The following is a 26133-nucleotide window of genomic DNA, read 5'->3' as shown; positions in this document are numbered from 1 at the left end:
ATTGCGCAAGCACGCCTGCCTCGCTTGCAGTGATCAGTTTCTATCAGGCGCTCTTCGGCTTCAATGAACCCTTGCCCTTGGGCGTGCTGATGGAAGTGCAGGTGCCCTTGTTGACAAACTTCCACGCATTGCCCTGATAGTCGACGGTAGACGTGCCGGCGCATGTGGTGCCTGCGCCAGCAGCGCAATCATTCTGCCCCTTCTTGGAAACGCCATAGCACTTTTCCTTGCCAGCGGCCTGGGCTGCGGGGGCGAAGGCTACAGTCGAAGCAACTGCGGCAACAGCTGCAGCGAGAATTGTAGAATTGAAAACTCGGCGATTGGTCATTTGGGAGCTCCAGTGAGGTTGGCAGGCGCCCGGGTCGTTCCCGGACTTGACGTTCGATAGCCCCAGATGCTTGCGGGATGGAAATGAACTTGCCCCACCGGCGAATCACAGTTCGGTGAATTGGCAGATGTTGAGCTGAACACTCCGTTGTCAGATTTGGTGCGATCACTCTTTTGTTAGTGTTATCTGCATGCTTTCCTGGCGCATGCAGGCAGGCCAGACTCAAGACTGGAGTGATTCCCCGATGTCGCGATTGCAAGTGCTGTTCGGCCTGGCCGTCACCATGCCTTTCTGGTTTGGCCTCGCGTCTGGTCTTGTCCATGCCAAGGACAGCTTTGAAAGCCCCGATGTACTGGTTCTCGGCGACTCTCAGCTGAGTTTCGGTGCCGGTGTGGCGTTCCTGGAGTTCTTCAAGCAGCACGGGGTTTCGTGCGGTCTGCCAAGGCAATCCAGCATCGGCGTCATCGGCGTGCGATCCAGTCAGCTTGTCGCCTGGACAGCACGCGACGATCGGGGCAAGAAGTCAATCTGTGACGTGGATCCGAAGTGGAAGGTAAATGCCGGATCATTTGGCGTGATCAACAAGACGAACAACAAGTACGTACAGATCGGGCAAGGCACGGCCTACCAGTTCTGCAAGCCCGGCCTCTCCCCTCTTCAGGCGATGTTCGCCGATGCCTACTATGACCCGAAGCTGTTGGTCTTCTTTATTCTCGGCAATGCAACAGAGCGCTGGGCCAGCAGTTACGCCGATGCGCTTCATGACGTCAAACGCACTCTCAAGGACCTGCCCCGGCACCTGCCATGTGTCTTCATGACAACAGCGCCCGCCTATACCAGGAACGTGGTGAAGCAACGCAAGCAAGCCCAGGACAATGTCGAGAGGGCGTTTGCCGCAACGGGCAACCGGTGCAGCTTCGTAAGGGGCTATACTGAAGCCACTATTGCGGCCAATCTCGGGAATGCTGCAAATTTCCGTCGTAGACCAGATGGAACCGTGAAAGACCCCTATCACCCGACAGAGGACTCGGCACGGCAATTCCTGTCTTTGGTCAAGACGGATCTCTGCAATGCCATCCGAGCGCAGCTGAAATAGTGTTCACGGCTCCTCACAAGCGCGGCAAGTCACGGGCTCGTGTAATGCATTCTCTTGGTTATTCTCTCATTCTGTGAGGATCAGAGGAGATTGCTTGTGTTCAAGAATTCCATAGCCGGACTGGCTTTTGCGATTGCGATGGCAACCAGTGCCTGGGCCGGACCGCAATTCATTGACAGCAGCAAATTTGCCGTCTCTGGCTTTGATACGGTGTCATACTTCGACCTGTCTCAATCCGCAATTGGTTCGCCACAAGCCTCGCCGTTGCCGGGCAAGGCGAGCATCACTGCCGAATACAATGGCGTGAAGTTCGCCTTCGCGACCGAAGACAACCGCAAGCGCTTTCTTGCCGATCCTGCAAAGTTTGCACCGCAATATGATGGACATTGCGCTTTCGGTGTTGCCAAGGGCGGCAAGGTTCCGGGAAATCCGAAGCTCTGGCGGATTGTTGATGGCAAGCTTTACCTCAACATCAAGGACACCGTGGTGTCGCAATGGGAAGAGAACATTCCAGGCAACATCAAGACAGCCCAGAAGAACTGGAAGAAGCTGGAGAGCAAGGCTGCTTCCAAAGCTGTCATCCCAAACTTTACATCCAGCGCCCCCACTCCATGATGGCATGTGCAAGGGGGCCATCATTCTGAACGCGCAAACAGGAACTGCCCGCAAGAGCGGAGCTCTTGAAGGGCTGCGCGTTCTGGACCTGTCACGCATCCTGGCCGGCCCCACGGCTACACAGCTGCTGGCGGACATGGGCGCCGACGTGATAAAGATTGAGCGTCCGGGCGCCGGAGATGACACGCGTGGCTGGGGTCCTCCATTTCTTGAAACAAGGCCAGACGCCATGATTCAGGAAAGTGCATATTTCCTGTCAGCCAACCGTGGCAAGTCTTCCCTCGCTGTCGACATCTCCGTGCTTCGTGGCCAGGACATCATCCGGAGGCTGGCTGAAGATAGCGACGTTCTCGTCGAGAACTTCAAGCTGGGCGATCTTGAGCGCTATGGGCTGGACTATGGGGCGCTACGCAAGATCAACTCAAGACTCATCTATTGTTCCATTTCAGGCTTTGGCCGTAGCGGACCCAATGCGCACCGGGCAGGCTATGACTTTCTGGTGCAGGCCGAGGGCGGCCTCATGTCCCTGACAGGCAATGCCGAGAGTGCTCCGATGAAAGCGGGCGTTGGCGTTGCGGATTTTGTCTGCGGTCTCTTTGCGTCAAATGCTATCCTTGCCGCCCTGCAGGCGAGGCATCGCACAGGTGAAGGCCAGCACATCGATCTGGCACTGATCGATTGCCAGATGGCCATGCTTGTCAACCAGGGTGTGGGCTATCTGACCGACGGCAAGGTTCCGCCGCGCCGCGGCAACGACCATCCCACAATTGTGCCCTATGGGGTTTTCCCGGCCGCTGATCAGGACATCATTTTGGCCATTGGCAATGACCAGCAGTTCCGCCGATTTGTGACAGAGGCCGGTGCGGCGCATCTGGCTGATAGTCCAGACTATGCAAGAAACAAGGACCGGGTGCTCAATCGGGACAGGCTCATTCCACAAATTGCGGCACTGACACAGCAGCGGCCCGCAGAGGTTTGGCTTTTGCGGCTGGAAGAACTTGGTGTGCCCGCGGGGCCGGTCAACGATCTCAAGCAGGTGTTCGAGGGAGCTCAGGCCCAGGCCCGTGAGATGTGCATCGCCTTGCCCCACAAGACGGCTCATAACGGCAAGGTCGCATTGATCGGCAATCCCATCAAGTATTCGGAAACGCCGGTTCAATATCACAAGGGCCCACCTCTCTTGGGCGAGGACAGCAAGACTATTCTTGCTGAAAGGCTGGGCCTCTCGGAAGCAGAGATTCTGGACCTGGTGAAGGAAGGCATCGTGGGAACGGCATGACCGCAATACCGCGCACCGGCGCCAGCATCATCGGAACCCAGCTGGCGCGCGCTGGTGCGACCCATGCCTTTGGCATTCCGGGTGGAGAAGTTCTGGCCCTGATGCAAGGCATGGACGATGCAGGCATCCGCTTTGTCCTGGTAAGGCACGAGAATGCGGGTGGCTTCTTTGCTGAAGGCCTCTGGCATGTGACAGGTGCATTGCCGGTACTGATCGCAACTCTGGGCCCAGGCATGGCGAATGCCGTCAATGTCGTGGCCAATGCCATGCAGGATCGCGTGCCCCTGATTTTCCTCACGGGATGCGTCGATGCAGACATTGCAGAGCATTACACACATCAGGTCTTTGACCATCAGGCTGTATTGCGGCCCCTCGTCAAGGGCACGTTCCGGCTCGAGAAGGGCCGGATTGGCAAGACAATGGCTGAGGCGCTTCATCTGGCCCAACAGGGTCAAAAGGGGCCGGTCCACATTGACGTACCCATTGGTGTGGCCGAAGGGTGGAGCGAAGAGCTGGAAACCCCGGCCTCCGCATTGTGCACCGAATTCCCCAATGAAGAAATCATGGGCATGGCGAGGCAACATCTCGCGACTGCGGAACGGCCCATAGCCATTGCAGGTGTCGATGCTGTGAATGACGGAGCCGGGCCGGCAATAACGGCCTTCTGCCAGGCTCATGGCCTTCCGCTTGTCACTACATACAAGGGCAAGGGATTACTGGATGAGACCGACCCCTTGTGTCTGGGCGGTGCCGGGCTATCGCCTCTTGCCGACGGGGTGCTGCTGCCGCTGATCGCAAAGGCCGACGTGATTTTGCTTATCGGCTACGATCCCATCGAGATGCGGATCGGCTGGCGCGCGCCATGGACCAATCAGCAGGCCGTCATCGAGATCACTCCACAACTCCGCAATCACGGCATGCATCGTGTCGACCATGTGTTGATCGGTGACACAGCATCGCTGTTGAAAGAGCTTTCGCATGACCCGCTAGCCCGCTGGCCAAAGCGGGAATTCGCGACTGCGCGTGAAAGCCTTGGGCATGCGTTTCAGGGTCCGGAGCGATGGGGACCACATGCAGTGTTCCGCACGCTGCGGCAAGAGCTTCCGGCTGAAACCATCGCAACGGCGGATTCGGGTGCGCACCGCATTCTTTTCAGCCAGATGTGGACGAGCACGCGACCACGGCAAATTCTGCAGTCCTCCGGTCTCTGCACCATGGCTTGTGCCATGCCGCTGGCTGGCGGAGCGAAGCTGGGCCGGCCTGCGGCCCCCGTACTCTGTGTGGTTGGCGATGCAGGGCTGGAAATGGGAGCGGGAGACCTGGCAACGCTGCGCGACATGAAATTGCCTGTCATCATTTGCGTGCTTGTGGACCAATCCCTCGCCTTGATCGAGATGAAGCAAAGAGCAAGTCAAAGACCGGGGCTTGGCGTGACGACCGGGCAGACTGATTTTTCCGGACTGGCTCACGCCTTCGGAGGTGCAGGTGAAAGCGTGACAAATCAGGCCGAGCTGGCGGCCGCCGTCCGCACCGCCCTGACTCGAGACACTTTCACTGTCATTGCAGCTGTCATTGGCGAGCGGGCCTATGATGGGGCATTCTGAATCATTCATCATGCTCACTTGCTTTCACATGTGGGTGATAGGTCCAGTTTGATGGCGCATTTGGGATTCGCTTCGTCTAGCAAAGCAAGCTGATCTTTTGAGACCTTTAGCCAGTCGAGGACGGAATGTTGCCAAGTGACCTGAGCGGGATACCCACGTCGCTGCCAAAGACGCACATCGAACTCTGGGACAGCGTTATAGTTGGTATTCTGTCTCATTCCGCGCAGACGGGTCCCGCACTGCAAACACTCCTGACACTCCATCCTGATTTTGCCCTTGGACAGGCCATTCGTGGATTTGCCTGTATGTTGCTGGGCCGGGCAGAAATGACTGCCGTCGCGCGTGAGGCTCTCAACGCTGCGGAGGCTGCGGTGCCCGGAACAATGCGCGAGATTGCATTTGTGCAGGCCCTGAAGGATTGGCTCGGCGGTTTTCCCACCCGCGCCACCCAACGGCTGGAAGCGGTGCTGATGCAACACCCTCGTGATGCCCTGGCCATGAAGCTTGTTCAGGCCATACATTTCCTGATGGGCCGCCCGAAGGAAATGCGCAAGTCGGTTGAGAACATCCTGCCACACTGGGATGGCCATGTGGCACAAGGCTATGTACTGGGTTGCCACGCCTTCACCCTTGAGGAGACCGGCGAATACGCCCGTGCCGAATTGCAGGGCCGCAAGGGTGTCGAGCTTGCCCCGCAGGACGCATGGGGGCTGCACGCCGTGGCCCATGTCTACGACATGACAGCGCGCTCTGCCGACGGCTTGCAATGGCTCAGGGGCCGGGAGGCGTCATGGATGCATTGCAACAACTTCCGCTATCACGTCTGGTGGCACCAGGCATTGATGCATCTTGATCTGCAACAGTTCGACGAGGCATTGGCACTCTATGACCGGGACGTGCGCGCCGACAAGACCGACGACTACCGTGACATTTCCAATGCGGCCTCGTTGCTGTCGCGGCTTGAACTGGAAGGTGTCAATGTCGGAGACAGATGGGACGAACTTGCCGATCTTTCAGAAAAGCGTGCAACCGATGGCAGTCTGGCCTTTGCCGATCTCCATTACCTGCTGTCCTTGTGCGGGGGCGAGCGTTTTGAGTCCGCCAGCCGGCTGATCGCCCGCATGGCGGCGGCGAAGAGTGAAATCTGCGAGTCGCAGCGCATCATCGCCCATCCGGGTTTGCGCATGGCCGTTGGCGTGCAAGCCTTTGCGCGCGGGGAATATGCCAACGCCTGGTTCAATCTGCGCGATGCTCGCGCGGACTTGCAGCAGATTGGTGGCAGCCACGTACAGCGTGACGTGTTCCAGCGCATCTGCATTGAAGCGGCCATTCGCGGCGGATACCTCGATGCAGCCCGGGGCATGATCGAGGAGCGCAGCACAGTTCGCGGCAAGACTTGGGATGGTTACGCCGAACGCCGCCTTGCTCTCCTGGCGCGCGCGCAAGCCCAGGCCGTCTGATGCAAGTGACCGCAAGCGAACCTGCAAAACGTGCAACGCGTTCGCGCGATGTGCGCCTCGACTTTTTCCGCGGACTCGGCATGTTCATTATCCTCATTGCCCACATCACAGACAACCCGTGGACACTCTACATTCCGGCACGCTTTGGCTTCTCTGATGCGACGGAGATGTTCGTATTCTGCTCCGGCATGGCTTCGGCCATTGCCTTTGGCGCGGTGTTTGCGAAAGCCGGCTTCTGGATCGGATGCTTTCGCGTCGCGCACCGCATCTGGCAGGTCTACTGGGTTCACATCGGTACCTTCCTGATCACTGTCATGATGATGCTGCTGATCAACAAGACGGGGCTTGCAGGACGGGACGAAGTGAGCGCGCTCAATCTCCATCCATTCTTGCGGCCCCATGGCAACAACATCATTGGCTTGTTCACACTGACCTATGTGCCGAACTACTTCGATATCTTGCCGATGTATCTGGTGATTCTCGCACTGCTGCCTGTCGTCTACGCACTGAGCAGGGTGCATGTGCACCTGGCGCTTGCCTTTTGCCTGGCGCTTTGGGCTATCGCGACATTCACCACCTTCAACTTGCCCGCAGAGTTCTGGTTTGCAAACGACTCCAGACGGCAGTGGTTCTTCAACCCATTCGCGTGGCAACTGATCTTCTTCACCGGCTTTGCCTTCATGTCCGGCTGGTTGCCGAAACCGCCGGTCACGCGCGGATTGCTTCTTGCTGCCGGTTCCGTTGTCCTCATCACGATCCCGTTTGCGTGGCATGTCATCATCGCAGAATCTGCGTGGATCAAGGCGTGGCGCGGCGCATGGCGCATACTCTACGACAAGACGGATTTCGGCATTCTGCGCTATGTGCATTTTCTGGCTTTGGCCTATCTCGCCTGGGCGGCGGTTGGTCCGGGCGGCGAAAGACTGACTTCCACGCCGGCCATGCGTGCGCTGACCGCCATATTCACCCGCGTGGGGCGTCAGTCACTGGCAGTCTTTGCCGCGTCCATTGTGCTGGCGCGGGTGCTGGGGGCGTTGCTCCTTGCACTTGGCGGCGGCGCAGGACCAGCGTTCATGGTCAACACACTTGGATTTCTTGTCATCTATCTGGTTGCGTGGTTCACTGACTTTGCCAAGAGCGAGCCGTGGCGAAAGCAATCATCTGCGGGAACAAGCGAGTCCCCCGGGAACGATGCGCAGACACCGGAGCGCCCCAAACTGGTTGTCGTCAATCAGTGACAGCGAGCCGCTATCATAGCGCCTTGTTCCGCATCCGTGCACATGAAACCTTGTCTGGCTTGGCACACTCGTCTGGTGAACAACCATTCGGCGTCGTGATCATGCGCAAGTTTGGGCCCACACGCAGGGCTGCCGCGAACAGCGTAGGCCGCAGGGTGACGAGGGACGTGCGCCCTGCTCATATGATGTCATTTTCCGTCCTGATCGGCGTCCACGGTGTTGAGGTTGCATTTGGCCTGATGTCCGCTTCTGTTCGTGTGGCCAAACCTCCTCTCATCGGCGCGCCAATTCTTTCATCACTACTGCCTCAGCCATCGCGAGGAGCCCACCAATGGGAGCAATGAGGCCCTCCGTTGCAGCTTTTCTTGCGGCCACACTATCGCAGATTGGCACAGCAAACGCGGCGTGCTTTGACTCGCCCGGTGCATGCAAGGTGGCTGGTGGGAGTTATCATGTCGCCTGGCCACCCGGCGTTTCAAGAGACAAGACGGTGTCTGCCGTCGTAGCACTTCATAGCTACAAGGGTTCGGGTCTTGGCCTCATCAGGAACGGCAAGATGGTCAAGGCACTGCTGGCGCGCGGCTATGCCGTAATCGCCCCCGAAGGCATTGGTGGCAGCTGGAACTTCAGGGCACAGGGCCGTGACGATGTCGCATTCATTCGCGCCGTTGCCGATGACGCCACGAGGCGAGGCAATATCGAGAGAGGCCGCATTTTGCTGGCGGGCTTTTCTGTTGGCGGCTCCATGGTGGCCTATGTGGCCTGCCGCACGCCGGAGGCCTTCAAGGGCTATGCGCCGGTTTCGGGCAATTTCTGGAAGCCCGAGCCCAAGACTTGTGCCGGTCCGGTCAACTATCTTCACACCCACGGGTTCAGGGACACCACAATGCCGATTGCAGGACGCAGCGTTGGGTCAGGCCTCCGTCAGGCGAACTTGCTGGAGTCGCTTGCGACACTTGCACGCGCCAGCGGTTGCAAGGATTCCGAAATCACTGTTGCGGCCACGCGAAGCTGGTCGGGTTGCCAGACCAACCTGCGGCTTGTGATGCATCCCGGCGGACATTCCGTACCACGCTTCTGGGCAGACGCGGCCATTGATTGGTTTGAAGGCCTTTGATGACGTCCGTTGTCAAGCAATCGTGATGCACTCTCTGCAGTTGTGAATTAACACGCGCATCCTTGCGGGCTAACTCGGTTGCAACATGGAGTTAACCGATGATCACACGCCGCAATTTCCTTCTTGCTTCGGCCGCTGCCGGTGCAGGTCTCATTGGCTTTGGCCCACCCGCCTTCGCTGCATCCTATAGCGATAGCGCCTTTGAGGCAGCCCAGGCCGCAGGCAAGTCCATCATTCTGGAGTTCCATGCCGACTGGTGCCCCACCTGCCGTGCGCAAAGTCCTGCCGTGCGTTCCGTCATGTCAAGCAAGTATGACGATTTTGCAATTTTCACTGTGAACTATGACAGCCAGAAGTCAGCTGTCAAAAAGTTTGGAGTGCGTCGCCAGAGCACCCTGATCGTGTTCAAGGGCAAGAGCGAGAAGGGCCGCGCCGTCGGCATAACGAGTGAAAGCGCCATTGCCAAGCTGATGGCAAAGGCAGCATAGCTGCGATCATGTCCACAACGCTGCTGGCACTTCTGGCTGGCATTTTGACTGTTCTCTCGCCATGTGTGCTGCCGTTGCTGCCACTCGTCCTTGGCGCTGCGGCAAGCCATGGCCGCACGGGACCAGTATATCTGGCGGCGGGCGTGACCATATCATTCGTAGCCATCGGCCTGTTTGTAGCCCTTGTTGGCTATTCCATTGGCCTTGATGAGGGAGTGTTCCGCGTCATCGCTGCAATCATCATGATCGCAGTGGGGCTTCTGCTTTCGGTCCCCGTCTTTCAACAGCAGTTTGCACTTGCAGCTGGCCCGGCGAGCAACTGGATCAACGAGAGATGGGGCAACGCCGGGGGCTCGACTTCGGCGGGCCAATTTGGTCTGGGTGCCCTTCTGGGGGCGGTATGGGCACCTTGCGTGGGACCGACACTTGGAGCAGCTTCTGTGCTTGCTGCGCAAGGCGAAAACCTGGGCGAAGTCACGCTGACCATGACGGCGTTCGGGATCGGGGCGGCACTTCCACTCCTGGTGCTTGGCCTCCTGTCCCGTGAATTGTTGATGAAGTGGCGTGGCAAGATGCTGTCAGCCAGCGGAACTCTGAAAGCGCTCATGGGTGTCATTCTTGTTGCCGTTGGTGTGAGCATTTTGACGGGGGCCGACAAATCCATCGAATCCAGGCTGGTGGAGTGGTCACCGGACTGGTTGACTGAACTGACGACACGCTATTGAGGATCTGCAGTTGGATAACACCCGTCGAAAACTTGTGCTGGGTACGGCCGGTCTCCTGTTTGCGGGCCTGCCAGTTCATGCGGCGAGCGTTCTGTCAGCAGAGAAGGCGCATCAACTTGCCATGGCCGGAAAGCTCCTGTTGATCGACATCAGGACCCCGGAGGAGTGGGCGGAGACAGGTTCAGGGCAAGGGGCAAGGCGACTTGACATGCGGCGAAAGGACTTTGCATCCGCGCTGGATAGTATGCTCAAGGGTGACCGCGGGATGCCGGTCGCTCTGATTTGCGCGCGAGGCGCCCGTTCCAGCAGATTGTCACGTGTGTTGCGCGAAGCTGGCTATAAGGACATTATCGACGTGCCTGAGGGCATGCTGGGCTCATACGCAGGGCCGGGCTGGATTGCGCGCAACCTGCCCCTTCTGCGATAGCTCAGGCTGCGGCCCGTTGGGTTACCGACTGTGGCTCTGCCGTTGCCCTTTCCTGCTTTGCCAAGAATTCAGCCAGGGGCATCGGTTTGCCAACGAGATAGCCCTGGCCATGCGTGACACCGGCCTTGTGCAAGGCATCAAGCTGGCCCACGGTTTCAATGCCCTCTGCCGTAGTCTTGAGATTGAGCTTTTGGGCCAAGCCAACCAGTAGCGTGATGATGGCGTCCGCCACCACTTCCTTTCCAACAGTATCGACAAACTTCTTGTCGATCTTGATGATATCCAGTGGCACGTCTTGAACACTCGACAACCCATTCTGTCCCGTGCCCATGTCATCCAGCGCCACCTTGAAGCCAAGGTCGCGCGCCTGCTGCACTGCCGAGCGCAACGCTGCGGAGTCATCAACCGCTTGGCGTTCGGTTATTTCCAGAACCACTTGCCGCGTCGCTACTCCTGCCTGACTGGTGATCTTCAGAATCTCTCGGGCGAAGTCCGGTGAAATGAAGTCAGAGGGAACGACGTTGAAGGCGACCTTGAATTCCCTGTTTCTCTGAAGGTATTCGGACAGTTCACCCAGAGTATGCGTGATCACATGCCGCGTCATCGGCACAATCATGTTGGTCACTTCGGCAAGTGGAATGAACTGAGAGGGCGGGATCATGATGCCGTCTGTCTTGATCCAGCGCATCAAAATCTCACAACCAGTAATGCGCCGCGTCGTAAGCTCGAATGTAGCCTGCGCAAAGGGTATGATTTCGCGGTTGGCCAAAGCTCGCCGCAGTGCTTCTCGCGGCGGCACCGGGCGGCGCAATTCCCTCACGGCTAACGCACCCAGCATCAGACCGATGATCAAGCCGAACATGGTGACGATCCAGCGGTTGCCGCCATTCCATTCCGCAAAGCTCGCGTTCTCCAGTTTCAGCACGACCTGAACTGGAAAGCGTTCAGAGCTTGCGGTAACCGGCACGGCTTCTCCTTCACCCATTTCGCGGCCAAAACTGGCGATTTCCCCCAGGCCCGCCACCTCAATGCTGTTGTAGGCATCATCGCGTATCTCACCGGGGAGCGTGGTGTAGAGTTGGGCATCCAGGTCGAGAGAGATGACATAGGAGCGGGTGCCATCACGCCAGGCAACGCCCAGATTGTCGCGTTCTGCATAAGAAAGACGGTGCAGGGCAAAATTTTCATTGCGTGTTGCCACGCCGGCAGAGACTTGCGACTTCCGTTCAAGTCCCGGGAATGCGGCGCACAATTGCTTGCCGATTGAATCGAGTACGATCAGGTCCTTGAGGTTGCTGCCTCCATGCACGAGCGACTGCAGCGCAACCTGGGCTTCCGGCAAACAGGGTTGGGGAGCCTTTTCCACAGCCTCGAAGGCAGCGAGGATGGCGTAGTCGATATTGTATTCAACTTGTTTGATGGCGCTATCAGCAAGGGTTTTCAGTTCGCCAATATTGTGTCTCTTCTGCCAAAAGTCGTGAGCCAGCAAGGCCAGACCTGAAATGGCAGTTGCGCACGCCAAACTGATCCCGACATCCCGCCAGACCCCGGCACTTCTGAGCAAATTCAACACATTCAACCTCCCCAACCATGTCAAGGCTGCCACAACGAAGTTAAGTCCGCTTTCCAGTTCAACGATGAGGAGTTGCCGACGTGATCACAGTCTGGCGCTTGGTTATCAACGGATTAAGACTCCGATTTTTTGAGCAAGCCATTCGTGCGGGACCTGATGCAGAAGATGGATCGGGATTTTGGGTAAAGGCGACTCCGGTCATCAGATACGATTGTGCGGCTGACAAGCGAGAATGCCTCAGAGAGTTCCTGAGCTATCCAGCGATCATGGATCGGCATGTCCCAGCGCTTCAATCTGCTCTCCCGCAGTCCTCGCTCATCATAGCCCATACTCTTGCCGAATGAGCGGCTCTGCTGCCTTGACCTGATCAGTCGTCAACACCTCGGTCATGAACGGCTGCGCTGGTCCTGCCGAGAACCCGCAATCCGCACACGTCATCGCCATTGGTTGAAGGCGAGACGGCTTGGCACCATCAAAACCCAGTTCGACCATCGCACAATCGGGCTCGCCACAGACCGCGCAAGTCAATGGCCAAGTGACTTCACCAGCCAGCTCCAGCTGTTGCTTCGCCCTCTCCACGCGTTCTAACCTATTGCCCGTTGCTTCGCCATGCTGCGCGATGTCTTCCCACCCTGGCAGATTGCCTTCTGCGAAGCGCAGGCGCACGAGATAGCTCAGACTATCGAGGCAATGTGACATGCGGCCTCCCGCGACTGTCTTCGCCAGCTGATGAACCTGCTGTGCCACCTGTATGTGCTTCTCGACTTCAGGCAGCAGGTTACCGAGCAACTCGTAATGGTGAAACTCCCGAAGGCATAACTCCATAAATGGGATTCCGGTGCTGATCAGCAGATCAACAGAAGGGCCATCGTCCTGAGGGCTGAACCCGCGATGAACAATTTGGTTACGTAGTTCGCGAAGGTCATTCATCTCATCAGGCGCGAAAGCGCCTACCGCAGAAGACTTTGTCGTAGCCTTGCGCACCAGTATTTGAAGTCCGTCCTTCTTCGCGGCCCCAATGGACGACCCCTGCAAAAGACTTTCCAGAGCTGACGCACAGCTCGTCAAGGCGTGTGGGAAGCGTCTGTATGCGATCAGAACGATGACTGTCTCGAACGTCTGCATCGCACTCAGCAGCTCAGCATTGGTCGCGCATCCCGCAGGATAGCGCGTCACAAATAGGCGCTTGGAGAGCGGTATATTCATGAGAGCATTTCCTGAACGGTTCTGGCCCCAGACGGGACGACTATCTCAACACCACGCACATCGATCTTTCCGGTTACAGCAGCGGAGATGAGAGCGCTGCGGCGCTCGGCAAGCAGGCCGAGGCTCCGCGTTACTTCTGATAGCAAGTCATCAATCAGGGTCGTCTCCGTATTGAGGTAGTTGCAAACCTCAAGCTGCTCATGCATCGGAGGCAGCGCAACCCTGAAAGCAGCAATATCGGGCATGTATATAGTATTGTGCGTCGAGCCCATCATCATCCGCGAAAACTCCGGCTTCATTGCCCTCAACGTCCAGAGAAGGAAGTGGTTATTGAGTCGCGAACCGCAGACCCAGTTTGCGAAATCCTGAGTGGTCGCCATATCAACGCCCATGATTGCGGCGAAACCAACTGAGGCAGTCCGGGAGAGCATCACCGTTCCTTTCGGAAGCAGTCGAGCTGACGAGTTTGCCAACCCTAGCTCGCTCACTTTTTCGTTTGTCTCAAAGATTTCTGTGCGGCCTTCCTCCCTGACTTGCCATATGTCGGCAAGACCAAACCACGGGATCGTGCAGTTTGCCCACCAGTCCGGTCGCGACCGGCTCGGAGTATGTCCCGACTGCAGGTTCGCAACACTGCGGATAGGCTTCACCTCCCAGTGTGAGGGCACGTCGCCCAGCCATTCGATGCCAGAGTGCTTCATCGGGGCGTTGGGGTTGAGGCCCTTGGTTACGGCTTGCGTGATAACAGCTTTGCGCTTCTCTTTCAGTAGCTCGATGAGACGCTTCTGCTCATCCACCAGCGCATCAATCTTGGCCGTCTCACGGTCGAGGAACCTGTTTATTGAGTTCTGTTCACTCAAGGCTGGAAATGCGAAGCGCAGTGAAGCTATTTGGCTCTCGTTCAACGAAGGCACAGTCCCGGGATTAGCTATGAAGTCGAACCGTACTTGGTTAAACACGTATCGAACAAAGCCCTCATCACAGCCTCTTTGTGGGATGAACCCCATCATGTTGTTATCCATGCAGGCTGGTTCCCTCAGCCTCCTGATGCGTCCAAGCAAGAGGGCCGCGCCGATCTTAGCAAATACAATTGAACTCGGCGGGAACACGTACGCGCGAAGCCTAGTTGCAGTGACGACTGAGACAGTGTTGTCACTTGGCAACAAGAAATCATCGGGCCCAGCCTTACCTAGTGCATTGACCTTGTGGAAAGTAAGTTCCTCCCCGTCTTGCCCTTGATCCACATCAGGAAATCCTGCACCAGCCTTGAAATATCCTACTGCCTTGAGTGGCTTCAGTTCCCAATGCTCAGGCACATCACCCAGCCACTCAAGTCCAGAAGGCTTGTCGCGCGGATAGGGCGGAAAGCTCATGCCGCCAGACCTTCGATCATGGCCTTGATGCGGTCGGTCACCTGCTTCAGGTCGGCATCGATCTCCGCCAGCGGTCGCGGCGGCTCGAAGACGTAGAAATGACGGTTGAAGGGGATTTCATAACCCGTCTTCGTCTTGTCTTGATCGATCCACGCGTCCGCCGCATGAGGCAGCACCTCGCGGGCGAAGTAGGCCTCCACATCCTCGGAGAGCGGCACGTTCTCTGTGTCCCGCAAGCTGGCGTCCGGCTGGGGCTTGCCCTTGAGCTTGCCCTTCTCTCCCTTCACGATGTTGCCGTTCCCGTCACGCAGGGGCCGCTCCACCGTGATGGTGCGATAGCCGAATGCCTCGTTGGGGAAGATGCGCGAGAGCGGTGCCAGCTTCACCTTGCCGCCCTCCGGGGCATGAGGGGCCGTCTCACCTTGCTCAACCACCTGCTGGGCGATCTGCTTGCCGTCCTTGTCCAGCACGGTTGCCAGCCGCGCTTCCACGAATGCGCCGAACAGCCGGGTGACGATGCCGATGTGCTCCTCGCTCATCTCCTTGCGCTTGCTCCCCAGGCTCTTCCGCATCTTCTGCCAGAAGCCGCTGGCATCGATGAGCTGCACCTTGCCCTTGCGGGCCTCGGGCTTGCGGTTCGAGACAATCCACACGTAGGTCGAGATGCCGGTGTTGTAGAACATGTCGGTGGGAAGCCCGATGATAGCCTCCAGCATGTCATACTCCAGCACATGCCGCCTGATCTCGCTCTCCCCGCTTGCCGCCCCGCCAGTGAACAGCGGAGAGCCGTTGAGCACGATGCCGAAGCGCGAGCCGCCGTCCTTCGCGGGCCGCATCTTGGACAGCAAGTGCATGAGGAACAGCAGCGAGCCATCCGAAACGCGCGGAAGCCCGGGGCCGAAGCGCCCGGCGAAACCCTTCTTCTCGTGCTCGTCCCGCACCTGCTTCTCGACCTTCTTCCATTCCACCCCGAAGGGCGGGTTGGAGAGCATGTAGTCGAACTTCGTGGCCGGGTGGCCGTCATCCGAGAGCGTATTGCCAGCGACGATGTTGCCGACGTCCTGCCCCTTGATGAGCATGTCGGCCTTGCAGATGGCATAGGAGGCGTCGTTCAGCTCCTGCCCGTACATGACGAGGCTGGCCTTGGGGTTGAGCTGGGTGAGGTACTCACCCGCGACCGACAACATGCCGCCGGTGCCAGCGGTGGGGTCATAGATGGTGCGGACCACGCCCGGCTTGGTGAGCACGTCGCCATCCTCCACGAAGAGAAGATCGACCATGAGGCGGATGACCTCGCGGGGCGTGAAGTGCTCTCCCGCCGTCTCGTTCGAGAGTTCGGCGAATTTGCGGATGAGCTCCTCGAAGATCGCTCCCATCTGGGCATTGTCAACCGCCTTGGGGTGGAGGTCGATCTGGGCGAACTTCTCGGTGACCTGATAGAGCAGCCCGAACTTCGCCAGCTCCTCGACTTGAGCCATGAACTTGAACCGGTCGAAGATGTCACGGACGTTGGCCGAGAAGCCCTGAACGTAGGACTCGAGGTTCTCGCGGATGTGATCCGGGTCGCCCATGAGCTTGCCCATGTCCATCGGCGTGATGTTGTAGAAGGACTCGCCCGACTTCTTGAGCAGGAAGGGATCGAGGTTGACCCCCATCGCCTGCTTCGCCTTGGCCTCGGCCAGCACGGCCCCCTTGGTGGCCTCCAGAACGCAGTCCAGACGTCGCAGCACAGTGAACGGCAGGATGACCTTGCCATAGTCGGACTGCTTGTACTCACCCCGCAGAAGGTCTGCGACGGACCAGATGAAGGCGGACAGGGATTGATTGTTCATAGGCACTGCGACTCCTGACGAAGCGGCAGTGTCTCCCAATGCTGGACGATGGGCAAGCGAGAGAGAAAACAAGCCATTGTTGCTGGCTTGCCCCAAGCCAGCCATTCGCAATACCGGCGCTCTTGGGTACCATGTTGGGTACCAAGCTTGGGTACCAGCTTCCGCAGATACCAGACTAAGCTACTGGCAAGAAACGAGAAATCAAGGCTGTAAGAAAGATGGCGCTCCCTGCGGGAGTCGAACCCGCCTTTGCAACGTGAGAGGCTGCCGTCCTAACCGATAGACGAAGGGAGCTCTCCGAGGAATGAGCTTCCTATATATGGGCCGCCGGAGAAGTGCAAGCGCGGGGCTGCGCCTTGTTCCGGTTCAGGTATTCGCCAACTCGGTCTGCCCTTCGGGAGCCGGATCCGGTGATAGCGCGGCCAGCTTCTGGCGCACCGCTTCGCTCCAGCGCGGGTGATTGCGCCTGTCGCAATTCAGGGCAAGATGCTTCAGGTAGGAGGGGCTGCGGTGCCGGCCTGCGCGGACCAGAGCGCGGTACTCGCGATGGTCAACCTCGCCGCGCAACAGGCTAACGATGACCTGAGACAGAATTCCCATCTCCTGCAGGGAACGCAGGATCTTGTGCGAGGCGAACGGTGTCGGGAAACCGCGCACCGCCGGCAATCCGGCAATATGCTCGAAATGCAGGAGATCGCGCTGAAGGGCGGGATCGTACAGCACCATGACCTCGCGTGCGCCGCCAAGCCTGTTCCTGACGTCGTCGCGCAGGATGGGACGCTGCGCAATGAACGCGGCCCAGTTCTCTTTCAGTGGAAAATCGGGATTGCCGATGACGGTCTGCGGGGAAACAGCGAGCACATGGGTCGCCCCGACCGCATCCGCCGTGAGCAACGCCCCATAGCCCCCCATGCTCGATCCATAGGCGACCACCCGGTCAAACTGCTTTGAATATCGCCGGATGGTGGCGCACATCCCGACCAGCCCCTCGACCTGCCACCAGTGGTTCTGCTTGGCGACGATATAGATGGCCGGAATGCCCTTGGTGATGAGGAACGGGAAACCGAACCGGCTGGGGATTTCACGGTTTCCGGAAAAACTGCTGAAGGTGATGACCAGCGTTTGGCCTTGGGCCGGGAAGTACTCGGCCGAAAGATGGGGGTCGTCGAAGAGTTGCTTTCTTTTGACCTTCGCCACTGTCACGTTCCGTCACTTCCCGTTGACAAGACGCATACCGGATTCGCTCATGCCGCAGGTTAGATCAGCCCCTTTCCCGAAGGAACCACCGCGTTTCCACCGTACCGGGTCTTCCTTCTCCATGTTTCAGGGGCCGCCGATTGCGATCCGCGAGATCACCGCATTCTTGCGGATGTCGACCACGATGATCTCGGTGCTGGTGGTGATGACCAGCCGGTCGCCGTCGATCTGCGCGGGCTGCACGGCGGTTCCCGATGCCAGCCCGAGGTTGAGCGCGGCGGGCGGTGCAACGGCCTTCGGGTCGGCCTTGCGGGTGGATTTCCAGATGATGCCGCCCACCAGCGTGAGGAAGAGCAGCACCAGCACGATCCCCATGATATAGACGACGCGCAGCAACACCCTGGCCGAGGGCGGAACGCCCGCGGAGGTATCGTTGTCCTGCTGGAGATCGGCCGTTTCACTCATGTCAGTGCCTTCAGTTACCCTCGAAACCCGCGCCACCTTGGCAGACCGCCTCGACAAGGCGCTAGCCCAGGCGTTTCCCGATGTCAGCCGGGCCCGCTTCCAGGCCCTTATTGCGGAAGGCGCCGTCACTGTCGAGGGAAAGACCGTCACCGAAGCACGCCACAAGGTGAAACCGGGAGACTCCCTGAACGTTGTCGTTCCAGAACCCACAAATGCCCAACCCCAGCCCGAGACGATGGCGCTGGACATCGTCCACGAGGACAAGGACCTGATCGTGATCGACAAGCCCGCAGGGCTGGTGGTGCACCCCGGCGCCGGCAACGAGACCGGGACGCTGGTCAATGCCTTGATCGCCCATTGCGGCGAAAGCCTCTCCGGCATCGGCGGCGTGAGGCGACCCGGCATCGTTCACCGCCTCGACAAGGACACCAGCGGCCTTCTTGTGGTGGCCAAGAACGATAAGGCCCACCATGGACTGTCCGAGCAATTTGCCGCCCACGGCCGTGACGGGCGGCTGGAACGGAGTTATCTGGCGCTCGTCTGGGGCGTGCCTGAACGGCGGCAGGGCATGGTTTCGGCCGCCATTGACCGCAGCACATCCAACCGCCAGAAGATGGCCGTCTCGCGGGGCGCCAATGCGCGTGAGGCCGTGACCCACTATGACGCGCTGGAGACCTTGGGAACACCACCCGTGGTCAGTCTCCTGCGATGCCAGCTCGAAACGGGCCGCACCCATCAGATCCGGGTGCATATGGCTCATATCGGCCATCCGCTGCTGGGCGATTCCGTTTATGGATCTGGTTTCCGCACTTCCGCCAAGAAGTTGTCGGAAACTGCACAGATGGCGCTCAAGTCATTGAATCGTCAAGCTCTTCACGCTGCCATCCTGGGCTTCGAGCATCCACGGACGGGTAAACCGTTGCGCTTCGAAAGCCCCGCGCCAGAGGATTTTGCGAACCTTCTCACGGCGCTGAGATTGAACAACACGGAAGAGTGACTATCTGTAACTAGTCCAGTGTCTTATTTTCCGCGTAATTAAGAGCTATAAACAGGACGTATTCAGGAAAGGCTTTTGAACATGGCCAAGACCACTTCTCTCCCAGCGATTGCCTCCGGCGAGGCCGGCCTGCAACGCTACTTGCAAGACATCCGGCAGTTTCCCATGCTGCAGCCGGAAGAGGAATTCATGCTCGCCAAGCGCTGGAAAGAGCATGGCGACGCCAAGGCAGCGCAAAAGCTCATCACCAGCCATCTGCGCCTGGTGGCGAAGATCGCCATGGGTTACCGCGGCTACGGCCTTCCCATCGGGGAAGTCATTTCCGAAGGAAATGTCGGCCTCATGCAGGCGGTCAAGAAGTTCGAACCCGACAAGGGCTTCCGTCTTGCCACTTACGCCATGTGGTGGATCAAGGCGTCGATTCAAGAGTTTGTTCTGCGTTCGTGGTCGCTCGTGAAGATGGGCACCACCGCGAACCAGAAGAAGCTGTTCTTCAACCTGCGCAAGGTGAAGAGCCAGATCGAAGCGCTCGAAGAGGGCGATCTCCGGCCCGACCAGGTCAAGCTGATCGCGACGAAACTCGGCGTGACCGAGGAAGACGTGATCTCGATGAACCGCCGTCTCGGCGGGGATACTTCGCTCAACGCGCATCTGCGCGACGACAGCGAGGGCGAATGGCAGGATTGGCTGGTGGACGAATCCGACAACCAGGAAGAAATGCTGGCCCAGTCGGAAGAAAGCTCGATGCGCTCCGGCCTTCTCAAGGATGCGATGGGCAAGCTCACCGACCGAGAGCGCCGGGTCTTCGAGGCCCGCCGACTGCAGGACGATCCGATCACGCTTGAAGACCTGAGCCAGGAATTCGGCGTGTCACGCGAGCGTATCCGCCAGATCGAGGTCCGGGCCTTCGACAAGGTGCAGAAGGCGGTCAAGAACGCTTCGCAGCGCCTCATGGCGCCCAAGACCATGGCGGCGGGCGCCTGAGAGCGCCCTCCTCTTCCGGCTTCTACTGGAACAAGCCCTTCTCGCGCGGTGTGGCAAAGAAGATCTGGACGGCCCAGATCTTGTTGCCGCGCTGGATCACGCCCGTTGAAACGAACTGATAGCTGCGGTTGAGCAGCACCTTCCGGTGCGTGCGGCTCTTGACCCATTGGCTGAACAGCGCCCGCGCCTTCTTCGCGTCGACTGGCGTCTTCTGGGTATCGCGCGCCGCGTTCTCGCCGAGCGACGGGTACTTCGTGACATCGCCCACATAAGCCGTCATGCGGCTCTGGAAATCATGGCCAGTCGAGGCCTTGTGGCCCATGAAGTTGTTGATCATCATGTCGGCCGCATGCGCTCTGGCCGCCTCCAGGAAGGCCGGATCGGGGTTAAGCGGTTCCTTGCCCTCCTCGGCGCGGTAGGCATTCGCCAGGGCGGCAAGGGTCTCTTCCAGATCAGGCCGGAACTGCGATCCGTCTGGCGGACTGGCATTGAGGCCTTTGGCAAAGTCGAGATAGCGGCCCGCCAGGGCCTGCGGTGCTGTCGCAACCAACGCGATCATAAACCACAGGAAACAGGCTGAAACCGCCTTGGCCCAGCTCATCTCCTCAATTTTTGACGGCATTTCAAACACTCCGTAAACCATTAAGAATCAATTAGATATCGAATGTCAGGCCCACAACAGTTTCATTTACTCTTATTTCGTTCCCATGTGGTTAGGGTTTGATTTGGGCGCGAATTGGGTATTGGGGCAGTTTGAATGGCGTTCGACGTGATAACGGCACGGTTCGGCCAGAAGGGATTGACAGCAGCGGGACTCGTCGCGCTTTGCGTTGTCGTCGGCATACTCGGTTTCTTCTTTGTCCAGACTGCCACGTCGCGCCTGCTCGATGCCGAGGCCCGGATCGATGCCTCGCGCTGGTCAAGCTATCTCTCAGCCAATGTGCGCCAGTTGAAGAAGATCGCTGGCGGAGCGACCGCTACGCGTGACGACCGCGCCGCACTCGACCGCACCTTGGCCGGTGGCTACCTTCTCTCCTACCGCATCTACGATTCCCATGGCATCCTCAAACTGCAATCGTCTCCAGAACTTGGCATTGGCCCGATCGGCCAGAAACTCGCCACGCTGGATTCCGGCTTCGCCAAGGCCTTCATCGCCGGGACACCTGCCACTTCGCTGAAAAAGGGCACTTACAAAGGCCAGCCGGTCTATTACGCCTCCGCCTTGGTACCCATCAAGCTGGACACGGCCACGATAGGCTGGCTCGTCCTCACCATTGACCAGACCGAACGCGCCCAACTCTTCTTCGCGATGGCCACCCAAGCCTCGATAGCAGTCTGCCTTCTGCTGATCGCCGCTCCCATCTTCGGCTTCTGGTATCGCGCCCGCAACCGCGCCATGATGGAGCAGACTCTCGACGACATGTCGAAGCGCGACCAGTTGACGGGCTTCATGGTGAAGCCGACCCTCCTTGACGCGCTTGACTCAAAGCTGGGCGGCGCCCGGCCCGGAGACCCGCAGCTGGCCCTGATCTTCTGTGAAATGACCGGCGCGCCCGGCATAGCTCACATCCACGGCCAGCAGGCCGAGGAACAGGTCATAAGGCAGGCCGCGGCGCGGCTACCCGGCCTACTGCCGGACAATACAATGCTTGCAAGCGCGGGCCGGGGCTCCTTCCTGGTGCTGGTCGATAAGGTCACCGACCCGATGCTGGTGCTGAACTTGGCCCGCGACATTACGCAGGGACTCACAACCCACATCGAACTCGACGGCATGAAGCTGAGCTGTTCTTGTCACTCCGGCATCGCGCTGAGCTCGACCGATGGTGACACCGCTTCCCTCCTCATGCGCAACGCCGAACTGGCGCTGCTGACCGCCCGCGAACAGGGAACACCCGGCTATGGTTTCTACAACCCCGAACTGGCGCAGGATTCGCGCCGCCGGCTCAATGTTCAGCGTGCCGTCGCCGCGGCCCACGAACAGAAGAGCTTCCGGCTCGACTTCCAGCCCGTTTACAATATCCGCACCGGCGTGCTGAACGGCTTCGAAGCACTGATCCGCCTGGAGGACAGCGAACTGGGTGCCATCTCGCCGACGGAGTTCATTCCGATTGCCGAACAGGCCGGGCTCATCAACGAGATCGGCGGCTGGGCACTTGACGAAGCTTGCCGCGTGGCCGCGCAATGGCCCCAGCACCTGATGGTCGCGGTCAACCTGTCGCCCTCGCAGTTCATGTCCGGCACGCTGATCCAGGATGTGCGCCGGGCGCTGCAGAACCACTCCCTGCCAGGCTACCGTCTCGAAGTCGAGATCACCGAAGGCACGCTCATGAACGACAGCGAACTCGTGCTGGGCCAGCTCCGCGTGCTCCGCGACATGGGCGTCGCCGTCGCCCTCGACGATTTCGGCACCGGATATTCGAGCCTGGGCTACCTCTGGAAGTTCCCCTTCTCGAAGCTCAAGATCGACCGCAGCTTCGTCAACGCGCTCGATGCCTCGACATCGGCCAAGGGCATTCTCCGCTCGATCGTGAAGCTCGGCCACGGGCTTGGCCTCACCGTCACCGCCGAGGGCATCGAGAACACCCGCCAGCTCTCAACACTCCGCGAACTGGGGTGCGACCTGGCGCAGGGCTATCTGCTCGACCGGCCGGCGCGCGTCCCCGACCTTGCCGCCATCATCCTCCGCAACTTCGCCAATGGCCTGACCCGACGCCAGCGTTACTCCGTCTCCAGCAAGTCAGCCGCATGACGCATCGCAATTTCCGCCTTTCCTTCCTCATTATTGCCGTCTAGGTTCCGCCCGCCCAACTGCAGCGGACATCATGCGCAAGCTGTCACCACCCAAGGCCATTTCCCATGCCCTCAATTCGGTATTGACCTATCGCCGCGAGGCGATGCGGATCGGCATGTTCTGGATTCCGGTGCTCATCGTGCTCGGTCTGGGCAAGATCCTTGTGGGTGCTCCTGATCCTGAAGCAACCGAGTTCGATGGGCCGATGCTTGTCGAGATCGTCTCGACCGCCATCGCCTTCGTAGCATTTTCATCGATTGCCGTGAGCTGGCACCGCTTCATCCTGCGTGACGAGGCGGGCGTGCCCTGGCGGCTCGATGGGTCCGTGCTCCGCTATGCGGGCAACTCCCTGCTCATCGTGCTGATGGTCGGCATTCCGGTCGTGCTGATGCTGCTGGTCACGGTGCTGGTGCCGCAATTGTGGTTCATCCTGTTGCCGCTCAGCCTCCTCTGCGGCACGCTGATCACGGCGCTTTCGGTCAAACTTCCGGCCGTGGCGCTCGGTCGTACCGACTTTTCGTTCGCGATGGCCTGGCAGGCGACGAAAGGCAGTTTCTGGCCATTGCTGGGCGTGTTCCTCCTCAACGCCGCGATTATCATTGGCATGTACCTGCTGACCCTTTTGGCCGTCAGCCTCATCGGAACGGTGAACATGATGGCCGGCCAGTTCGCGCTGCTGATCGCCGATGCGGGCATGGCGCTGTTCGTCGCCTTGTTCAACGCATCGGTCTTCACGTCCCTCTACGGTTTCTTCGTCGAAAGCCGCGATTTCTGATCGCAAACCTTTGATCGAGGTCAAGGGCAAGGCCGCCGTGCGGGCTCAGTCTGCTGGCTTCAGCAGACGAACGGGGAACGCACCATGTCCGACACCACTGTTATCACCGAAACAGCAGAGAAGCCCGCAGCCGGGACTGTCGCCGAAGCGTCGGCGGCACAGACCGTGGCCGAACCTGCCGAGCCGCCCCGACTGACGCCCTCGCAGCTCCGGCACAATCCGGAAGCGATCCGGCACGCCTTCGAGTCGGGTGAGTTCCCCTACAAGACGCGCCTCAGCAACAAGCTCTACGAGGAACAGACAGCCCAGCTTCAGGTCGAACTTCTCAAGGTGCAGAACTGGGTGAAGGACACCGGCGAACGCATCATCGTGATCTTCGAGGGCCGCGACGCCGCAGGCAAGGGCGGCACCATCAAGCGCTTCATGGAGCACTTGAACCCGCGCGGCGCACGCGTGGTGGCACTCGAAAAGCCCAATGACCGCGAGCGCACGCAGTGGTATTTCCAGCGCTATATCGAGAACCTGCCGGCAGGCGGCGAAATCGTGTTCCTCGACCGCTCCTGGTACAACCGTGCAGGCGTCGAGCGCGTGATGGGCTTCTGCTCGCCCAACGACTATCTGGAATTCATGCGCCAGTGCCCCGAGCTTGAACGGATGTTCGTGCGGTCCGGAATCCGTCTCTTCAAGTTCTGGTTCTCGGTCACGCGGGAAGAGCAGCTGCGCCGCTTCAACGCGCGCCAGAACGATCCCCTGAAGCAATGGAAGCTGTCGCCCATCGACAAGGCCTCGCTCGACAAGTGGGACGCCTACACCGAAGCCAAGGAGGCAATGTTCTTCTATACGGACACCGCGGACGCGCCGTGGACCATCATCAAGTCCGACGACAAGAAACGCGCGCGCCTCAATTGCATGCAGTACTTCCTGTCGTCGCTCCCCTACCCCAACAAGAACAAGAAGCTTGTCACCGGACCCGATCCGCTCATCGTCGGCTCGACCGCGCACGTGATCGGCCGCGACGAGCATATCCTGGGTAAAACCTTGAGGCCCGGCAACGGCAAGAAACGGAGCTGATTAATCCTCGAACGGGTCCTTCATCAGGATCGTGTCTTCGCGTTCGGGCGAAGTCGAGAGCAGCGCCACCGGGCACTCGATAAGTTCTTCGAGGTACTTCACGTACTTGATGGCCTGCGCCGGAAGCTGCGACCAGCTTCTGGCGCCCGCCGTCGTGCCCTTCCAGCCTTCGAGGGTTTCATAGATCGGGATCACCCGCTTCTGCGCTTCCTCAGCCGCTGGAAAACGATCGTGGCGTTTGCCGTCGAGCATATATCCAACGCTGACCTTGATCTCATCGAGCCCATCGAGCACGTCGAGCTTGGTGAGCGCGATGCCATGGATGCCGGAGGTCTTGATCGCCTGCCGCACCAGCACCGAATCGAACCAGCCGCAGCGCCGCTTGCGGCCCGTGACGGTGCCGAACTCGCGGCCACGCTGGCCGATGTATTCGCCGACATCGTTCTCCTGCTCCGTGGGGAACGGCCCCGACCCGACGCGGGTGGTATAGGCCTTGGCGATGCCGAGAACATAGCCGATGGAGGAGGGTCCAAGGCCCGACCCCGCTGCGGCCTGCCCCGCCACCGTGTTGGACGATGTCACATAGGGATAGGTGCCATGGTCGATGTCGAGCAGGATACCTTGCGCGCCCTCGAACAGGATACGCTTTCCCTCGCGCTTCATGTCGTCAAGCAGCGACCACACGGCGTCAGAATAGGGAAGTACGCGCGGCGCGATTTCGGCCAACTGCTGCACGAGGTCAGACGCTTTCACCTCCGGCTGGCCGAGGCCGCGGCGAAGCGCATTGTGATGCGACAGCAGGCGCTCGACCTTGGGACCGATGGTGCCGAGATCAGCGAGGTCATTCACGCGGATGGCGCGGCGGCCGACCTTGTCTTCGTAGGCGGGCCCGATGCCGCGGCCCGTGGTGCCAATCTTGCCCGCGCCCGCTGCCGCCTCGCGGATCTGGTCGAGTTCGCGGTGCAGCGGCAGGATGAGCGTCGCGTTGCCGGCGATGCGCAGGTTGGCGCGTGAAATGTCCACGCCTTGCGACGACAGCTTGTCGATTTCAGCGCCCAGCGCCCATGGGTCGATGACCACACCATTGCCGATGACCGAGAGCTTGCCCGGCCTGACGATACCTGAGGGCAAAAGCGAGAGCTTGTACGTGACCCCGTCGATGACCAGCGTATGTCCGGCATTGTGCCCGCCCTGGAAGCGCACCACCACATCGGCCCGCTCCGAGAGCCAATCCACCAGCTTGCCCTTGCCTTCGTCGCCCCACTGGGCGCCGACCACCGCAACATTCGCCATTCCAGGCTCCTTTCAGACACACGAACGGCCCCGAAGCGGATTTCCGCCGGGGCCGTTGTGGGCTCATACACGATTGGAGCCCGGAGGCAAACCGGAGATGTGGAAAGAGCCCTCATCCGCCCTCCGGGCACCTTCTCCCATGGCTGCGCCACGGGAGAAGGACATGGGACCGGCCTTCTCCTGTCCGCAGGATGGGAGA

The 26133-nt window shown here is 59.5% G+C and carries 24 protein-coding genes and 1 tRNA gene; 15 read left to right on the top strand and 10 right to left on the bottom strand.

Annotated features, from left to right (window positions below):
- Nucleotides 1-43: 43 nt before the first annotated feature.
- Nucleotides 44-328, bottom strand: a complete 285-nt coding sequence (locus ACEW8Q_RS22160) for a DUF2282 domain-containing protein (protein WP_373506246.1) — start codon at nucleotides 326-328, stop codon at nucleotides 44-46.
- Nucleotides 329-518: 190 nt separating this feature from the next.
- On the opposite strand from ACEW8Q_RS22160, the gene ACEW8Q_RS22155 reads away from it, so the two are divergent.
- The 10 genes from ACEW8Q_RS22155 (at nucleotide 519) to ACEW8Q_RS22110 (ending at nucleotide 10377) form a co-directional block, all read left to right on the top strand.
- Nucleotides 519-1424 carry a hypothetical protein gene (locus ACEW8Q_RS22155; RefSeq protein ID WP_373506245.1) on the top strand — a complete coding sequence of 302 codons (906 nt, stop codon included), beginning with the start codon at nucleotides 519-521 and terminating at the stop codon, nucleotides 1422-1424.
- A 96-nt stretch (nucleotides 1425-1520) separates the two neighbouring features.
- Nucleotides 1521-2039: a YHS domain-containing (seleno)protein gene (locus ACEW8Q_RS22150; protein WP_373506244.1), complete on the top strand. Its 519-nt coding sequence runs from the start codon at nucleotides 1521-1523 to the stop codon at nucleotides 2037-2039.
- 4 nt (nucleotides 2040-2043) lie between these two features.
- Nucleotides 2044-3318, top strand: coding sequence for a CaiB/BaiF CoA transferase family protein (locus ACEW8Q_RS22145; protein ID WP_373506243.1), 1275 nt, complete (start codon nucleotides 2044-2046; stop codon nucleotides 3316-3318).
- Nucleotides 3315-4922, top strand: coding sequence for a thiamine pyrophosphate-binding protein (locus ACEW8Q_RS22140; RefSeq protein WP_373506242.1), 1608 nt, complete (start codon nucleotides 3315-3317; stop codon nucleotides 4920-4922). The genes ACEW8Q_RS22145 and ACEW8Q_RS22140 overlap by 4 nt, the downstream gene beginning before the upstream one ends.
- A gap of 326 nt (nucleotides 4923-5248) precedes the next feature.
- Nucleotides 5249-6382 (top strand): tetratricopeptide repeat protein, encoded by a 1134-nt coding sequence (locus tag ACEW8Q_RS22135; RefSeq protein WP_373506241.1) that lies wholly within the window; start codon nucleotides 5249-5251, stop codon nucleotides 6380-6382.
- A complete protein-coding gene (locus ACEW8Q_RS22130; RefSeq protein ID WP_373506240.1) occupies nucleotides 6382-7620 on the top strand; it encodes an OpgC family protein in 1239 nt (412 codons plus the stop codon). Before ACEW8Q_RS22135 ends, ACEW8Q_RS22130 begins: the two co-directional genes overlap by 1 nt.
- A gap of 490 nt (nucleotides 7621-8110) precedes the next feature.
- Nucleotides 8111-8737, top strand: coding sequence for a PHB depolymerase family esterase (locus ACEW8Q_RS22125; protein ID WP_373506239.1), 627 nt, complete (start codon nucleotides 8111-8113; stop codon nucleotides 8735-8737).
- A gap of 98 nt (nucleotides 8738-8835) precedes the next feature.
- Nucleotides 8836-9225, top strand: coding sequence for a thioredoxin family protein (locus ACEW8Q_RS22120; RefSeq protein ID WP_373506238.1), 390 nt, complete (start codon nucleotides 8836-8838; stop codon nucleotides 9223-9225).
- 8 nt (nucleotides 9226-9233) lie between these two features.
- Nucleotides 9234-9950: a cytochrome c biogenesis CcdA family protein gene (locus ACEW8Q_RS22115; protein ID WP_373506237.1), complete on the top strand. Its 717-nt coding sequence runs from the start codon at nucleotides 9234-9236 to the stop codon at nucleotides 9948-9950.
- 34 nt (nucleotides 9951-9984) lie between these two features.
- Entirely contained in the window at nucleotides 9985-10377 is a 393-nt protein-coding gene (locus tag ACEW8Q_RS22110; protein WP_373506283.1) for a rhodanese-like domain-containing protein, read from the top strand.
- 1 nt (nucleotide 10378) lies between these two features.
- On the opposite strand, the gene ACEW8Q_RS22105 is transcribed toward ACEW8Q_RS22110, so the two are convergent.
- From ACEW8Q_RS22105 to ACEW8Q_RS22075, 7 genes are all read right to left on the bottom strand, one after another.
- Nucleotides 10379-11947 carry an EAL domain-containing protein gene (locus ACEW8Q_RS22105; protein ID WP_373506236.1) on the bottom strand — a complete coding sequence of 523 codons (1569 nt, stop codon included), beginning with the start codon at nucleotides 11945-11947 and terminating at the stop codon, nucleotides 10379-10381.
- 321 nt (nucleotides 11948-12268) lie between these two features.
- Nucleotides 12269-13156 carry a hypothetical protein gene (locus ACEW8Q_RS22100; protein ID WP_373506235.1) on the bottom strand — a complete coding sequence of 296 codons (888 nt, stop codon included), beginning with the start codon at nucleotides 13154-13156 and terminating at the stop codon, nucleotides 12269-12271.
- Nucleotides 13153-14529: a restriction endonuclease subunit S gene (locus tag ACEW8Q_RS22095; RefSeq protein ID WP_373506234.1), complete on the bottom strand. Its 1377-nt coding sequence runs from the start codon at nucleotides 14527-14529 to the stop codon at nucleotides 13153-13155. Before ACEW8Q_RS22095 ends, ACEW8Q_RS22100 begins: the two co-directional genes overlap by 4 nt.
- A complete protein-coding gene (locus tag ACEW8Q_RS22090; protein WP_373506233.1) occupies nucleotides 14526-16361 on the bottom strand; it encodes an N-6 DNA methylase in 1836 nt (611 codons plus the stop codon). Before ACEW8Q_RS22090 ends, ACEW8Q_RS22095 begins: the two co-directional genes overlap by 4 nt.
- Before the next feature lie 219 nt (nucleotides 16362-16580).
- Nucleotides 16581-16655 (bottom strand) — tRNA-Glu (locus ACEW8Q_RS22085).
- Nucleotides 16656-16727: 72 nt separating this feature from the next.
- Nucleotides 16728-17558, bottom strand: a complete 831-nt coding sequence (locus ACEW8Q_RS22080; protein ID WP_373506232.1) for a hypothetical protein — start codon at nucleotides 17556-17558, stop codon at nucleotides 16728-16730.
- 126 nt (nucleotides 17559-17684) lie between these two features.
- Nucleotides 17685-18023 carry a hypothetical protein gene (locus tag ACEW8Q_RS22075; RefSeq protein WP_373506231.1) on the bottom strand — a complete coding sequence of 113 codons (339 nt, stop codon included), beginning with the start codon at nucleotides 18021-18023 and terminating at the stop codon, nucleotides 17685-17687.
- Between ACEW8Q_RS22075 and ACEW8Q_RS22070 the strand changes: the two genes are divergently transcribed.
- Nucleotides 18022-19020, top strand: a complete 999-nt coding sequence (locus ACEW8Q_RS22070; protein WP_373506230.1) for an RluA family pseudouridine synthase — start codon at nucleotides 18022-18024, stop codon at nucleotides 19018-19020. The two genes, ACEW8Q_RS22075 and ACEW8Q_RS22070, sit on opposite strands and share 2 nt — an antisense overlap.
- Before the next feature lie 81 nt (nucleotides 19021-19101).
- On the top strand, nucleotides 19102-20004 hold the full coding sequence (rpoH, locus tag ACEW8Q_RS22065) for an RNA polymerase sigma factor RpoH (protein ID WP_373506229.1): 903 nt from the start codon (nucleotides 19102-19104) through the stop codon (nucleotides 20002-20004).
- A 22-nt stretch (nucleotides 20005-20026) separates the two neighbouring features.
- Here the strand turns inward: rpoH and ACEW8Q_RS22060 are convergent, their stop codons facing one another.
- A complete protein-coding gene (locus ACEW8Q_RS22060; protein WP_373506228.1) occupies nucleotides 20027-20626 on the bottom strand; it encodes a CAP domain-containing protein in 600 nt (199 codons plus the stop codon).
- A gap of 135 nt (nucleotides 20627-20761) precedes the next feature.
- Here ACEW8Q_RS22060 and ACEW8Q_RS22055 point away from each other — a divergent pair, with 135 nt between their 5' ends.
- The 3 genes from ACEW8Q_RS22055 to ppk2 all read left to right on the top strand — a co-directional run bounded on the left by ACEW8Q_RS22055 (nucleotide 20762) and on the right by ppk2 (nucleotide 24641).
- Nucleotides 20762-22753 (top strand): putative bifunctional diguanylate cyclase/phosphodiesterase, encoded by a 1992-nt coding sequence (locus tag ACEW8Q_RS22055; RefSeq protein ID WP_373506227.1) that lies wholly within the window; start codon nucleotides 20762-20764, stop codon nucleotides 22751-22753.
- A gap of 73 nt (nucleotides 22754-22826) precedes the next feature.
- The gene (locus ACEW8Q_RS22050; RefSeq protein WP_373506226.1) at nucleotides 22827-23570 is read left to right on the top strand and encodes a hypothetical protein; all 744 of its coding nucleotides are present in this window, start codon (nucleotides 22827-22829) and stop codon (nucleotides 23568-23570) included.
- A gap of 84 nt (nucleotides 23571-23654) precedes the next feature.
- Nucleotides 23655-24641 (top strand): polyphosphate kinase 2, encoded by a 987-nt coding sequence (ppk2, locus tag ACEW8Q_RS22045; protein ID WP_373506225.1) that lies wholly within the window; start codon nucleotides 23655-23657, stop codon nucleotides 24639-24641.
- Here ppk2 and ACEW8Q_RS22040 read toward each other — a convergent pair whose 3' ends face one another.
- The gene (locus ACEW8Q_RS22040; protein ID WP_373506224.1) at nucleotides 24642-25934 is read right to left on the bottom strand and encodes an adenylosuccinate synthase; all 1293 of its coding nucleotides are present in this window, start codon (nucleotides 25932-25934) and stop codon (nucleotides 24642-24644) included.
- Nucleotides 25935-26133: the final 199 nt, after the last annotated feature.

The organism is Aestuariivirga sp. (assembly GCF_041738905.1).
Lineage (GTDB): Bacteria > Pseudomonadota > Alphaproteobacteria > Rhizobiales > Aestuariivirgaceae > Aestuariivirga.
The sequence above is the reverse complement of the archived record's forward strand: the minus strand, read 5'-3'. Positions and strand labels throughout refer to the sequence as shown.

Bases quoted from the DNA above. Each gene is read 5' to 3' on its own strand.
- ACEW8Q_RS22160 (WP_373506246.1), bottom strand. From the start codon at position 328: ATGACCAATCGCCGAGTTTTCAATTCTACAATTCTCGCTGCAGCTGTT.
- ACEW8Q_RS22155 (WP_373506245.1), top strand. From the start codon at position 519: ATGCTTTCCTGGCGCATGCAGGCAGGCCAGACTCAAGACTGGAGTGAT.
- ACEW8Q_RS22145 (WP_373506243.1), top strand. From the start codon at position 2,044: ATGTGCAAGGGGGCCATCATTCTGAACGCGCAAACAGGAACTGCCCGC.
- ACEW8Q_RS22140 (WP_373506242.1), top strand. From the start codon at position 3,315: ATGACCGCAATACCGCGCACCGGCGCCAGCATCATCGGAACCCAGCTG.
- ACEW8Q_RS22135 (WP_373506241.1), top strand. From the start codon at position 5,249: ATGACTGCCGTCGCGCGTGAGGCTCTCAACGCTGCGGAGGCTGCGGTG.
- ACEW8Q_RS22130 (WP_373506240.1), top strand. From the start codon at position 6,382: ATGCAAGTGACCGCAAGCGAACCTGCAAAACGTGCAACGCGTTCGCGC.
- ACEW8Q_RS22120 (WP_373506238.1), top strand. From the start codon at position 8,836: ATGATCACACGCCGCAATTTCCTTCTTGCTTCGGCCGCTGCCGGTGCA.
- ACEW8Q_RS22115 (WP_373506237.1), top strand. From the start codon at position 9,234: ATGTCCACAACGCTGCTGGCACTTCTGGCTGGCATTTTGACTGTTCTC.
- ACEW8Q_RS22100 (WP_373506235.1), bottom strand. From the start codon at position 13,156: ATGAATATACCGCTCTCCAAGCGCCTATTTGTGACGCGCTATCCTGCG.
- ACEW8Q_RS22095 (WP_373506234.1), bottom strand. From the start codon at position 14,529: ATGAGCTTTCCGCCCTATCCGCGCGACAAGCCTTCTGGACTTGAGTGG.
- ACEW8Q_RS22090 (WP_373506233.1), bottom strand. From the start codon at position 16,361: ATGAACAATCAATCCCTGTCCGCCTTCATCTGGTCCGTCGCAGACCTT.
- ACEW8Q_RS22070 (WP_373506230.1), top strand. From the start codon at position 18,022: ATGTCAGTGCCTTCAGTTACCCTCGAAACCCGCGCCACCTTGGCAGAC.
- ACEW8Q_RS22075 (WP_373506231.1), bottom strand. From the start codon at position 18,023: ATGAGTGAAACGGCCGATCTCCAGCAGGACAACGATACCTCCGCGGGC.
- rpoH (WP_373506229.1), top strand. From the start codon at position 19,102: ATGGCCAAGACCACTTCTCTCCCAGCGATTGCCTCCGGCGAGGCCGGC.
- ACEW8Q_RS22060 (WP_373506228.1), bottom strand. From the start codon at position 20,626: ATGCCGTCAAAAATTGAGGAGATGAGCTGGGCCAAGGCGGTTTCAGCC.
- ACEW8Q_RS22055 (WP_373506227.1), top strand. From the start codon at position 20,762: ATGGCGTTCGACGTGATAACGGCACGGTTCGGCCAGAAGGGATTGACA.
- ACEW8Q_RS22050 (WP_373506226.1), top strand. From the start codon at position 22,827: ATGCGCAAGCTGTCACCACCCAAGGCCATTTCCCATGCCCTCAATTCG.
- ppk2 (WP_373506225.1), top strand. From the start codon at position 23,655: ATGTCCGACACCACTGTTATCACCGAAACAGCAGAGAAGCCCGCAGCC.
- ACEW8Q_RS22040 (WP_373506224.1), bottom strand. From the start codon at position 25,934: ATGGCGAATGTTGCGGTGGTCGGCGCCCAGTGGGGCGACGAAGGCAAG.